This window comes from Sphingomonas pollutisoli (assembly GCF_029167165.1).
GTDB lineage: Bacteria > Pseudomonadota > Alphaproteobacteria > Sphingomonadales > Sphingomonadaceae > Sphingomonas > Sphingomonas pollutisoli.
Genome location: NZ_JARFNJ010000009.1, coordinates 1 through 12071 on the forward strand (window position 1 = coordinate 1; position 12071 = coordinate 12071).

Consider the following 12071-nt stretch of genomic DNA (forward strand, 5'->3'; position numbering starts at 1 on the left):
GAAGGACGTGGCGAAATGTTCCGCAGCTTTGCAGGACTACGCCGCGCTCCTCCGCATTACCGCTTCCTCGCGATAAGAGATCTTATGCGCAGCTCGCCATAACAGCGCCCAGCCGTCGGCATAGGCGTCATAAGTCTCGATCTGGTCGGGCGTCAGCTTGTGCTCGAGCGGGATATATTCGACGTCGCGCAGGCTGAGCGCGCGGGCCGTGTAATGGCCGAGCGCCTTCAGGTCGCGGGCAACGATTTCCATCGCCGCGACGCCGCCGCCTTCGATAGCCGTCATGAAGGCTTCGCGGGTCTCGAACGCATCAGTGCCCCAGAGGGGAAGCCGAATGGCGTAGCAGAGATTGGCAGGGTCGGAGGCGCCGGTCGCGCTGTTGTAGAGAATGCGCGCGCGCGGGAGCAGATTCTGAAGCCGAACACCCGCAAGACCCTGTTCGGAGCCCTTCTGCTTCCCGAACTTGGTCTCGGTGCCGGCCGCGTTCGACATCTCATGAGCCTCGTCGAACGCGACCAGCCCCTCGAAATCCGGACCGAGCCAGGCGAGGATCTGCTGGAGGCGCGAGGCGCCGTCGTCGCGTTGGGAACGCAGGCTCGCATAGGTGAAGAAGATGACGCCCTGGTCAAGCGCGATGGGATCGCCCAGCGGAAAGGAATCGAGGGGATGGACGTCGATCGCAAGACCGCCGAGCGCCGTCCAGTCGCGGCGGGCGTCTTCGATCAAGTCGGCCGTCTTGGAGATCCAGATCGCACGGCGTCGGCCACGATGCCATTGATCGAGAATGCAGGCGGCAATCTGCCGGCCCTTGCCGACACCGCCGCCGTCGCCGACCATGAAGCCCATGCGGTACGGAGAGCCCGCGGCATTGGCCACGAGAAGCGTTCCGGCGGCGTTCGGAAGATAATTGCCGGGCAGGTCGCGCTCGAACGCCTGGCCGGCATAGACCAACGTTTCGAGCTGGGCATCGGACAGCGCCGCCACTGTCGATCGCGGCAACATGGACTGGTAGGTTGGGAACGGCAGCGCCACCGACGCCATCGCGACCGACTCGACCAGCTCATTGGCGTGGGGCTTGGCAGCGGGGATCCTGAGACGTGTCGAACGCCAGGGCAGATAGATACCGATCGGCTCGCCGGCGTCGGGCGCCTCGGCGAGGACTTCATAGTCCAGCAGTTCGGGCTGGTCGTCCGGCCGGGGCTTGGCCGCGGGCGGGAGCGGCTTTTTCGCAGCGAGCCCGGATAGCAGGCCACCCGGCCGTCGCACGGGGAGCGGCCGCACCGGAGCGGCGGCCGACGGCGTGGGATTACTCGGCGGGTGGTCCGGGTCGTCGAGCCGTTCGGGGACCGTCGCGAGCAGCGTAAGCGCGTCGGAGAGGCTATCGGCGACATGCCATTGCGGCGTGCCGGTCCAGCCCTTGTCGTAGATCAGGATCCGCACCGAGATGCTGGTGCCGTGCTTGGCATAAGGCTGGCCATGGATAGTCAGTTCCCAGCGCGGCGCCGCGACTTCCGAGACGACGCGGTAACCCACCGCACCGGTGCCGTCGCGGGCAAATGCCGGCGACATGATCGCGACGCAGCGCCCGTTCGGCGCGAGCCGCCGCAGCGCGGATTCCAGATGGCGTGCGCCGGCGTGTCGGTCGCGGCCACGGTTTTCGCTGCGCGCGAAGGGCGGGTTGATCAGCACGACGCTCGGTCGGCGGCGATCGGCCAGGAGATCGTCGATGAATTCCGCATCATGTTGCGTGACGGCTTGGCCGAGTGCGAGCGCCAGCAATTCGGCTCGTCCGGAATCGCGTTCGTTGAGGATCAGCTCGGCGCCGCGTTCGCGGGCATGGACGGCGAGCATGCCGGTGCCGGCGGATGGTTCGAGCACTAGGTCGGCTGAGCGGATCTTGGCTGCGCAGGCGGTGAGCCAGGCGAGACCCAGCGGCGTCGAGAATTGCTGCATCTCGACTTGCCGTTCGCTGCGGTAACTTTGGGTGGGAAGACGCCGCGCCAGATTGTCGCGCGCGGCAAAGGCGACGCCGGGATCTTCCCATTGGATCAGCTGGCTGGCGGGGTCGAGCGCGTGCAACATTTGCGCGGTTTCGAGCGCGTCATAAGCCTCGCGCATCGACCAGTCGCCCCATGCATCAGAGCCACCGACATGCTGCTGCATGAGGCTCTTGAGAGTCTGGCGCGAGACGGATGCGCCGCGCTCGAAGCGTTCCTTGATCGCCCGGGCAACTAGGAGAAGAGACGCGGGCTTGGAGCGCGTGTCGGGGACGCCGGCGGCTGCGGCGACGAATGGCATGTTCATGGCGGGGACTCCTGGATTTGTCCGAGGGCTCCAGACCCTCCCCCAACCCCCGCTCCCTCCCCTCCTCATATTGGCCGGCGGCGGAGTAGAGATCGGCAGATCATCCCCTGATCCAGCCGATTATCACTTCGTCATGTGCGAGATATTGGATCCGGCCAGGGATCAAGTTGGAGACGCTGTACCGACGTGTTTCGGACGCTGAAATCGAGAGATCTATCCAAATCTAAAACGATTCTCGTCTGTGCGTCGGGACGCGGGCAGGCTAGGATTTAGTCGCGGCGCGGATATCTGGATTGAGTTTCGTGACGATAGGACAAGCCGTCGCAACCAATTTTCAGGAGAATGGCTGTGGCGGCGAAGGTGGCAAAACAGGTTGGTACACCGAACGCCATCCAGGCGCTCCTTCGGACCAGGATGAAGCGGGCGCTTCTTCTCGCGGTGGCCAGCACGACAGGATTTTTTCCCCTGATGACCTCGACCGCCGCAGTCGGGCAGGACAAGGTCTCGCCGGGGCCGGACAAAACGCACCGCCAGGTGCAGATAACATACGTCGGATCCACCGAAGGGTGGGCCGCGGTCCCGTTTGAGCGGTATCGCAACGAGATCTTTTTCAAAGCGACGATCAATGGGGTCGAGGCGAATGTGCTTCTCGACAATGGGACAGGTTCTAGCGAGCTCGACACGGGTTTCGCGGTACGGGCGGGCCTCAGGCCCGAAGGACCGAACCGGGGTGTCGATACTGGATCAGCCCGAGTTCCGGAGCGTTTAGTCAAAAATGTGGAAATGGCGATTCCCCATCACTTGACGGCGTCCGGGACATTTATGACCAGCGATCTCGCGCCGTTGGCGAAAATCATGGGCCATCCGATCGACGCGGTTCTCGGCGGCGATGTGTTGAATACGATGGCGGTGGGCGTGATTACCAGCACTCGCTCATTGTATCTGATGCCGAGCGGCAAGGTTACGCCAAATGCGGGAATAGCCGTGCCGCTGATCAATGGCACGCAGGTCGAAGCCGAGGTCAACGGCAAGCCGGTCCGGTTGTATGTCGACCTAGGATCAAACGGCATCGTCAATTTGTCGGATGATGCCTGGCAACGCGTCATTCCGAGCACCTCGCCCGTCGTGAAGAGCCAATTCACGAACGGCGAAGGGGTGATCAGGACCTCTCTAAGGTCGTCCGATAATACCCTAAAGCTCGGTGCTGCCACATCCACCGGGATAGACATCGTCAATAGGGGTCGCGATCCCCGTGGATCGGATGGTTTGCTTGGCGGCGGATATCTGGGCCATTTCGACGTCGTGCTTGATGTCCAGGCAAAAAAGTTATTCCTGATCCCTATCGCCAGTCGCTGAGCGACTGACGATCGAGCGCCGGACAGACGGCAGCTGATTGCCGCGAACGGGGTTTAGATCAGGACTTTGCATCCTTCGGGCATGGATAGCGGTCATCCATAATTTTCCCGAAGCTGTCGGTGAACTCGCGTGACTGCCAATCGGCCGGCAGCTTTTCTGCGGCCGCAAGGATGTCGTTGAGCTGAAGATTCGCATCTTTCGGGGGACAAGAGCGTGGCACCGCGTTGTCCGCGCGTGCCTTCAGAATCGCTGCCTTGTATTGGTCAAACGCCTTTCCGAATTCCGCGTTCAAGGCCTTGACCTCAGGCTGGTTCGCGAACTCTTCGGGTCGTAGATGCTGCGCATTCGGAATGACCGCCTTCCAGCGGGATACAAACTCCGAGGTGGGCATAGCGAAACACAAGGTGGGATAAAAGATGGCCAAGAAGAAGAGGGCTGGTCGCTTCATGCTTTGCGCTCCGATGGTGTGACGCCTGCGTCGAACGGTTGGTTGGCACGGAACATGGCCCGAGCCAACCAACCGCAGGTGTCGACGTCTTAGAATTTCAGAGTATAGCCGATGCTGACCGAACCCGAGCTTCCGTCGGTGCTGCCGCTCACGGTGAGCGTCTGTCCGTTCGAAAGGGTCGCCGTGTAGGACTCGCCGACTATTCCGTGCGAGAGGTCAAGAGTCGTATGGAACGTGTCGCTTCCTTCCTTCAGGTCGAAGTTGAGCGTCTTCAGGCCGGTATCGTCGACAGTAAAGCCGCCTGAGGCGGTCGTGCCCGGGATCGGAATGGAGACGGTCGCAGCGTGGTGCGTCGGATCGGGCGTGACGGTGACCGGAGGAGTCGGCGGAGGTGGCGCGGGAGGGGCCGTATCCCCGCCGGTGATGCCGTCACCGCCGTAGTCGCCATAGTCGCCGTAATCGCCATAATCCCCGCCATAGTCGCCGGAGTCGCCGCCCCGGTCGCCGACAACCACAATATCGCTGTCGTTTCCGCCTGCGACGAGTTCGAGTTCTTCAAGTGTGAGGTCACGCATGATGAGTCTCCTTGCCAGATTGGCATATAGAATCTCCAAGGTCGCCTCTTCTCCATCAAGGACGAAAGTATTCAGGCTTGGCTTGGATTTCCGGGTTTCTCATCCATCTAGACAGTGGATCCCTGGGCAGATGTCCATCGGGTCGCCAATCTTTGCTCCACTGACTTGATTTCGTATCCTTCGCCCGACGCAAGGGCGGGGTCGCAGACTTCAGTTCGGTGCGCAGCATGCTCTCCGGGAGGCCTGAGCCCCGCTCGCGGAGACCAAGCTTATCCTTGGACGACGCGCATGGTGGCGTGTAATTCCGCGTTTGCCCGATACTCCGCGCCCGAACCGAGTTCGACGACGCCTTCGGGTGTCAGGAGAAGTACTCGGTCCGCAGCGGAGATGGTCTCGAGCCTGTGCGCGACTACCAGACGGGTTATGGCAAGAGAGCGCAGATATTCATTGATCCGGCTCTCGCGCTCGCCATCGAGATGCGCGGTAGCCTCATCCAGGACGAGGAACCGCGGCTTCTTATAAAGGGCGCGAGCCAGGAGGATCCGTTGGCGTTGGCCGCCTGATAGCGCCGAGCCAATGTCGCCCACATAGCTGTGTTCTGCCATGGGCAATCGGCGGATCTCATCGGCGACGGCCGCCTGGCGCAGGCATTCCCAGGCGCGATCGACATCAATCTCCTCATCGAAGAACCCCACGTTTTCGAGAACCGATCCCGGAAGGAGATCGTCATTCTGCATGACGACGCCGAAAGCGGAACGGATTGCGCGAGGTCCCCACACGGAGAGCGGAAGCCCGTCCACGCCGATCTCTCCCGCCGTCAGGGGATAGAGGCCGCAGATCACCTTCAGGAGGGTGGACTTGCCGCAGCCTGAGCGGCCGACGATGGCCACGGATTCGCCGGCCTCGATGGTGAACGACACATCCTTGAAGATGACGGGTTCACCCGGACCATATCGAAACGCGGCCGATGCGACTTCGAGATTGCCTCGAAGCTCGGGGAGACTGTTGGGCTCGCTCTCGATGCCGTGCTCGATCGGGGTGAGCACTACGTCGGCGATCCGAGTGTTATAGACGTCGAGCAGACGCCACGAAATCATCTGGTCCACCATCCCGCTAATCTTTGTCGAGAATTGCTGGCGGTAAGAGACAAAAGCGTACAGGGCGCCTACGCTGAAGCGACCCTCGATGATCTCGCTGGCCGCAAGATACACGATCAGGATGATCGTCGAGGTTTCGATGAGCTGCTGAAACACGCCGATAAGGCTTGTGACCAAGGTGTTTCCCTGCTGCGCCTTGACCAGAGCGGCCTGCTTGTTTGCCCACACGCTTTCGCGCTGGCTCTCGCCTGACATGATCTTGATCGTCTGGATCGATCGCAGGGTTTCCATCCGCTTGCCTTGTTCCGAGATTGAGGCCCGGAAAGCTTCGGCGGCGTAACTGACGGTGAGTCGAATGGTCGCAACGCGCACGATGAGATAGAGGAGAAAGCCTGTGAGAGCGACGGCGGCGAGCGACGGCGAGTAGACGAACATCAGTGCCAGCATGCTGATCGACAAGAACCCATCGAGCATAGATCCGACCAGCCCGGTGGTGATGAGCGTCTTGATCGGCTCGATTGCCTGGAAGCGCGTCATGGTGTCCGCGAGCTTGCGCCGCTCGAACCATGGAAGCGGCAACCGAATGAGGTGGTGAAAAAGGCGACGACTCATGTCCCAGCTAAGGACCGCGCTCAGTCTCTGCAGGACGATCGCTCGCAAGGCCTGGGCGCCGGCATTGAACAGGGCAAAGCAGGCAAAGCCGATCGCGAGCGTTATCAGCAGTCCCTTGTCGCCCCGTAACGCGCCACCGTCGATCGCTGTTTGCATGTAGAGCGGTGCGGCAATCATATAGACTTGCAGGACGAACGACAGCAGCATTGCCTGGATCAGGCCGCTCTTCACTTCGCGCGACCAGCGGATGAGGGAGAAAGGGCTGAATGGTGGGCGCTCGGCTTGACGCTGGAAACTGGGAGATGCCGCGAGTTCCAGTGCGACGCCGGTGAAGCACAAGTTCACTTCTTCGGCGCGCACATTTCGGTATCCGCGCGAGGGATCAAATATTCTTATGCGACTGCCGCGGGCGCGTTGCAGGACCACGAAGTGATGCAGACCCCAATGGAGAACGGCGGGCGTTTGAAGCTTCTGGAGCTCGTCGGGTTCGCACCGAACCGCGCGAGCCGTCATGCCGATCGAATGGGCGACGTCGCCCATCTGACGCAAATTCATTCCCCGGATGCTGGAGGGGAAATGCTGGCGCAACCAAGCGAGGTCGATCTCCGAGCCGACCATGTTGGCGGCCATCGCCAGGCACGCCAGCCCGCATTCGGCGGCTTCAGATTGCAGGTTGCGCAGCGAGGGGGCGCTCACAGTCCCCGTCCCTTGATTGCGCGCAGAGGATCGAGAATCCAGTCGAACAGCGACTGGCGCTCGAGAATGAGATCGCCGCGAAGTCTGCTGCCAGGCGCCAGCGGCCAGCTTCGTCCATACGCGGTGATGGACTGGCTGGTCAGCGCGACGCGCACGCGGAAAAGCACCTCCTTTGCCTCGACAGGCGCGGGAAGCTCCTTCGGGTCGACAGGTGTCGTCGAAATAGAGATCACCCGCCCCTTGCCCGTCCCAAATCGCTCGAAGGAGAAGGCATCAAACATCAGCCTTACCTCATCGCCGACCCGCACAAAGCCGACCGCCCGCGACGGCACCCATAGTTCGGCCTCCAGGTGCGAGTCCGTGGGAAGGAGGGTTGCTAGCGGCGCGCCGGGCACAACGGGTGCGCCGGCGGTAGCGCGCAGGGTCACGATGCGGCCATCCTGCGGCGCGGGAATGATGATGGTCCGCTCAGCATCGTTTTGGGCGAGCTTCTCTTGTAGCGCTGCCCTTCCCTGACGGAGCTGCGCTGCCGCCTGGGACGCATCGAAGCGTTGACGCGCGAGCTCGGACTGCGCCTCGGCGATGTCGGCCCTGCTTTGGGCAGCCTGGCGCTCTGTCTCGTTAATCGCCTGTTGTGTCGTCAGCACTTGTGCGCGTTGCTGGCGCACGAGGACCTTAGAAACGAAGCCCTTGGCCCCAAGCTCCTCGTAGTTCGCGAGCGTCGCGCGATCGAGTTCAAGGCGCGCGCGCTGGAGTGAAATCGACCCTTCGAAATAGCGAACTTGCGCTTGGTCGCTCGCGATCTTCTCTTCGCTCGTTCGTTGCTGCGATCGGGCTGACGCGCTTGCGGCGTTGAGTTGGAGCTGAAGCTCGTCCGTCTGCTGCTTGTTTGCCGAGAGCAGTCGCTCCCCCAGAGTCCGTCCGTCGGCCAGCGTCTGTTCAAGCGAGATGACGAACAGACCTTGGCCTTTGCGAACGAACTGGCCCTCGGTTACCCGGATACGGCTGACCACTCCGGATCGTGACAGGCTGATCGTTGCCGTGCCGGCGTCCGGCTGCAGCCAACCCTCCACCGTCTCTTTGCGCGTGAATGTGGTGAAGCTGAAGAACAGGCCTACTGCGAGGAGCAAGGCGAGTACGAACGCGACCATGATCCAGATCGACACGTCGACCAGTGGTGCCGGCCGCCCGTGCTTATTGCGCAGGCCATCGAGCGCTTCGGGCCGATACAGCTGGACTGGCGGCGGTTCGGCCGGTCGATCTTGCGGATTGGGTTTTTGTCGCTCAGCTATGGGACCGTCGTTTTCGCTTTGAAGGGCATATGCCTTGGTCGACATCAGTCAAATCCTACGCGGCAGCCGTGAACTCGCGGTCCGGTCGAACTTTCCCCCCTTCGTTGGTCCCGAGCGAGAAAGTACGCCGCTGAACGCGACGCCCTACATGGCGCATATAAGCGACGTGCAGGAAGACGGTTTTCTGTCCAACCGGGCAGCGTTTCTCGCTGAACTCAGTGTAGGATTGGATCAACTTCCGTCGATCGGGGCAAAGCCGATAGCAGTATTGATCGGTGGCAGCGCGATTGGTCCGAAGCCGGACCCATCCGATTTAGATTGCGTGGTCTTCTACGAGGTTATCGAGGGCGAATCTCCCTCGAAGCATCTGTCGAAGTTCCAGAAGCAGCTTAAAAGCCGTCGGATCGACGCGCGCCTTATACCGATCGACGGCGATCCTCTGTTGTTGATCAAGGCGGTATCGTTTTTTACCACACTCTACAGCAAGAATAGCGGTTCACTAGAAATTGTCCGGGGGCTGGTACTCCTGGATTGCCGTCCCCAGCGGACTTTTTAGAAAGGTCGCGGCACCCGGGACTTGCGCCGGGAGGCGAGCGAACGGCGCGGGTGACAAAAAGGAGCAAAGCTTACAGCGCCGAGGCTGTGGCGGCTCTGTAAAGAGCCGCCACAAGATGATCGCTGCCGCAATCGACGCCTACTCAATTCGCGTCAAAGCTCCCATAAATTACTGCAATAATGGACCTAATATTTTTGGTAGCAAACTTCAGGTTTCGATCGGGTGATGATAGGCTGCCGAATCTGGCAGAATTCAATGTGATACGGGGATCTCGATAGTATCCATTCAGGGCTTATCTAACCAAACTGCGGGTGTCTTCCCCGCGGTGGCTTGTCCACTTGATGGATAGAGGTCGATTAGTTGGTTGCGTAGTTGGAGTTGACTGATGTCTGTCGAGTCGCATCACACCGACGCCCGGGACATTTCAGCTGACAAGGCGGCAGGCGACGCTGACCTTGAGCGTAGGATTGGTCGTCTAGTAGAGCGCGTAGAGGAACTAATGGGGCGCGTGTTTCTGGCGCCCGATGTCTCCAACGATAACCTGATTGGCGTGGCTCCGTCAGATGAACAGCAAGAGGATATCGCTCTTGCGAATGCGAAATACGCGCTCGCAGTGCGACGGATGCGCGACAAGGTTCTCGGCGGCGAGCTGTTCTTTGATCCCGCTTGGAACATTCTCATCGAACTCTATGTGGCATATGGCGACGGAATGCCCGTAACGGTCGGCAATGCGTGCATCGCGGCCGCAGTGCCCCTTACGTCTGCATTGCGGTGCTGCCAACTCCTGCAGCAGAAGCGCATTGTGGTGCGCGAGCGAGACCCGAGAGACGGCAGGCGCGTGTTTTTGCGGCTCTCCGAGGAGAGCTATAAAGTCCTCACCAAAATCTTCGTAGGCGGTCCGGCCAGGAAATAAAGTCGCGCTTGGCATATAAAGTACGCCAATTCCCACCAGTTCCGGAACCATTCGAAGTTGCTTTGTCGGGCGACGAGGCAACAATTTGGACCATCGCAATTCGATGACGGCGAGGTTTCCGATGATGATTGCACAGCAGGAGCTTTTAGCGGGAGAGTCCAGCTCGGGGGCGGGCGGGGAGGCTCTGGACTTTCTTCTGGGCCGGCCTGGAGTTCGCGCGCCCCATTCGGGCGGCACGTTGATCGAGCATTTGCTGGCTGTGCACGACAAGCTGAAAGTTTGGGGCGCCCGCGACGCACTTTGTCGGGCGGGGCTCTATCACTCCGTCTATGGAACCGACAATTTTCGCCAACAGACGGTGTCGATGTCGGAACGTCCTGCGGTGAGCGCCGTGATTGGAGAGGAAGCCGAGAAGCTGGCCTATGGCTTTTGCATGCTCAATACCCGATCGTTCCTCGCGGAGATCGAGGCCGATTTAGAGGCGTCGGGCGGTCAACTACGCGACAGCGACCGGTTCGATGCGGCCAGCAAGCTGGATTTGCTCCACATCTTCATGGCTAATTGGCTGGAGCAGCTGCCGCGCATGCGCGCTATGCAACGGTCCATGCATGTCGGACTGTTTCGCCGGGTGAAGCCATTGCTCCTGCCGCTTGCGATGGAAGAGATCGAGGCAGCGTTCGGCTTCGACGTCATACCGAGCCGGCGGCTCGCGGTGACGCCGGTCGTCACGGGCAACAGCGGCGCCGGCGAGATCAGCATCCTTGACGACTTCGTGCCGAAACATCTTCGCGACGGCCTCACTGCGCTGACCGAGCGCAACATCTGGAGATATGGATGGAAGGCCTCACCGACCCAGACCGCGCACCATTTCTGGCATTCCCATTTTGCCGGAGACAATGAGGAGGCAGAGGCGTCCTGCGAGTTTGAGCTCCAAGATCGGCCGCTGATGGCGCCGGTTCTCGCCCTCTGGCAGCATGTTCGCGACAACCTGGCTCCGGGCCATATACCGGTGCGCGTTTACGCAAACGGGCACACCTTCGGATCGGACGGTCACGCACACACCGATAGTGAGCGGCCAGGGCATTTCACGTCGATCTATTATGCGCACCCCGAATGGAAGACAAACTGGGGGGGCGAGACTTTGTTCTTCGATCCGAGTGGCGAAGATGTGGTCAAAGCAGTGTTCCCGCGCCCGGGCAGGCTTGTTCACTTCCCGGGCAACATCCTGCATGCGGCGCGGTCTCCGAGCCGCGACTGCGGGGCGCTGCGCGCGGTCATCGTGGTGAAGACCTTCTGCCCTGCATTGGTCTGACGCGAAGCGTGCTGCCGGAAGCTATTCCCCGCGCAAGAGAGCGCCGGCCGCTGGACTTGCCGCGTTTCGATCAACTTTCCGAGGAGACTCGCGGCGCTCTCTGGCGGATCGATGAGGCTGTCGAGCGCCTGGCTGAGAGAACCAAGTCTTACGCGTGGGCAGGACTAGACCGTTCGCTTCCCGCGCCTCTCGAGGGCATTCGGGGGATACATCATCGACTAACGCCCCTCTTTCCGCCGGTCACCGAGGAATTGGCGTTGGACCGCTCGAGAAGCGAGTTCTCATTGCTGAACCGTCACTTCGATGATCTCAGCGCATCGATGAAGGGCACCGGGCGGCCAAGCATGACCGAGGTCCTATGCGAGATCGCGTACGGGGCTGTGGGCATCAGCACGCTGCGGGGACAACCGGTTCGCAATCGGCCGGATCGATGCAACCGGTTTGTTGTCTACCCTCCTGCCGAATCCGTGCCGATACAGCTTCAACTGCTCGAAGCGTCGATTGCCGCTCCGGCCACCCGCGCGCGCAGCTTTGACGCTGTTGTCTCGCTCGTGGCCCTGACAAACTGCCACCCGTTTCTAGACGGAAACGGGCGCGTGGCCCGTATCGTCGCCAATAGGCTGCTTGATCGCACCGCGTCTGCGGCTCGTGTATATCTCCCACTTCGAGAGATCGCGATATTCTCCCGCGGAGGATATATACTCAGAGTGCGGGAAGCAGAGTTGCAAGGTAACTGGCTGCCCCTGGCATATTTCCTCCTTGCGGCGGTCGAATTCTGGGCTTTGCAAATAGGCGCTGAGCCGCTCTCCTCCCCGCAATAGACGCTCTGTCACGAGAGCATTATCTCCCCTGCTGGTTGCGAGCTCAGTCCTCGCCGAAGGGCCCGCGTTTGCGCAGTCGATGACGAACA

The 12071-nt window shown here is 61.1% G+C and carries 10 protein-coding genes; 5 read left to right on the forward strand and 5 right to left on the reverse strand.

Annotation, left to right across the window (positions count from 1 at the left end; translation table 11 throughout):
- Nucleotides 1-36 precede the first annotated feature (36 nt).
- Entirely contained in the window at nucleotides 37-2304 is a 2268-nt protein-coding gene (locus PX554_RS18640; protein WP_275503976.1) for a strawberry notch-like NTP hydrolase domain-containing protein, read from the reverse strand.
- 348 nt (nucleotides 2305-2652) lie between these two features.
- On the opposite strand from PX554_RS18640, the gene PX554_RS18645 reads away from it, so the two are divergent.
- Nucleotides 2653-3660: a retropepsin-like aspartic protease gene (locus tag PX554_RS18645; RefSeq protein ID WP_275503977.1), complete on the forward strand. Its 1008-nt coding sequence runs from the start codon at nucleotides 2653-2655 to the stop codon at nucleotides 3658-3660.
- 58 nt (nucleotides 3661-3718) lie between these two features.
- On the opposite strand, the gene PX554_RS18650 is transcribed toward PX554_RS18645, so the two are convergent.
- The 4 genes from PX554_RS18650 to PX554_RS18665 all read right to left on the reverse strand — a co-directional run bounded on the left by PX554_RS18650 (nucleotide 3719) and on the right by PX554_RS18665 (nucleotide 8425).
- The gene (locus tag PX554_RS18650) at nucleotides 3719-4108 is read right to left on the reverse strand and encodes a hypothetical protein (RefSeq protein WP_275503978.1); all 390 of its coding nucleotides are present in this window, start codon (nucleotides 4106-4108) and stop codon (nucleotides 3719-3721) included.
- An 89-nt stretch (nucleotides 4109-4197) separates the two neighbouring features.
- Nucleotides 4198-4683 (reverse strand): hypothetical protein, encoded by a 486-nt coding sequence (locus PX554_RS18655; protein ID WP_275503979.1) that lies wholly within the window; start codon nucleotides 4681-4683, stop codon nucleotides 4198-4200.
- A gap of 269 nt (nucleotides 4684-4952) precedes the next feature.
- The gene (locus tag PX554_RS18660; RefSeq protein WP_275503980.1) at nucleotides 4953-7088 is read right to left on the reverse strand and encodes a peptidase domain-containing ABC transporter; all 2136 of its coding nucleotides are present in this window, start codon (nucleotides 7086-7088) and stop codon (nucleotides 4953-4955) included.
- Nucleotides 7085-8425, reverse strand: a complete 1341-nt coding sequence (locus PX554_RS18665) for an HlyD family secretion protein (protein WP_275503981.1) — start codon at nucleotides 8423-8425, stop codon at nucleotides 7085-7087. The genes PX554_RS18660 and PX554_RS18665 overlap by 4 nt, the downstream gene beginning before the upstream one ends.
- Between PX554_RS18665 and PX554_RS18670 the strand changes: the two genes are divergently transcribed.
- From PX554_RS18670 to PX554_RS18685, 4 genes are all read left to right on the forward strand, one after another.
- Nucleotides 8415-8936 (forward strand): DUF6932 family protein, encoded by a 522-nt coding sequence (locus PX554_RS18670; RefSeq protein ID WP_275503982.1) that lies wholly within the window; start codon nucleotides 8415-8417, stop codon nucleotides 8934-8936. The two genes, PX554_RS18665 and PX554_RS18670, sit on opposite strands and share 11 nt — an antisense overlap.
- A 385-nt stretch (nucleotides 8937-9321) precedes the next feature.
- Entirely contained in the window at nucleotides 9322-9849 is a 528-nt protein-coding gene (locus PX554_RS18675) for a helix-turn-helix domain-containing protein (protein ID WP_275503983.1), read from the forward strand.
- Between the two features lie 85 nt (nucleotides 9850-9934).
- A complete protein-coding gene (locus PX554_RS18680) occupies nucleotides 9935-11161 on the forward strand; it encodes a DUF6817 domain-containing protein (protein ID WP_275503984.1) in 1227 nt (408 codons plus the stop codon).
- 257 nt (nucleotides 11162-11418) lie between these two features.
- Nucleotides 11419-11982 carry a Fic family protein gene (locus PX554_RS18685; protein ID WP_275503985.1) on the forward strand — a complete coding sequence of 188 codons (564 nt, stop codon included), beginning with the start codon at nucleotides 11419-11421 and terminating at the stop codon, nucleotides 11980-11982.
- Nucleotides 11983-12071 lie beyond the last annotated feature (89 nt).

What these genes read in the sequence shown, in the direction of transcription:
- PX554_RS18640 (WP_275503976.1), bottom strand. Translation starts at nt 2,304, where the DNA reads ATGAACATGCCATTCGTCGCCGCAGCCGCCGGCGTCCCCGACACGCGC.
- PX554_RS18650 (WP_275503978.1), bottom strand. Translation starts at nt 4,108, where the DNA reads ATGAAGCGACCAGCCCTCTTCTTCTTGGCCATCTTTTATCCCACCTTG.
- PX554_RS18655 (WP_275503979.1), bottom strand. Translation starts at nt 4,683, where the DNA reads ATGCGTGACCTCACACTTGAAGAACTCGAACTCGTCGCAGGCGGAAAC.
- PX554_RS18665 (WP_275503981.1), bottom strand. Translation starts at nt 8,425, where the DNA reads ATGTCGACCAAGGCATATGCCCTTCAAAGCGAAAACGACGGTCCCATA.
- PX554_RS18675 (WP_275503983.1), top strand. Translation starts at nt 9,322, where the DNA reads ATGTCTGTCGAGTCGCATCACACCGACGCCCGGGACATTTCAGCTGAC.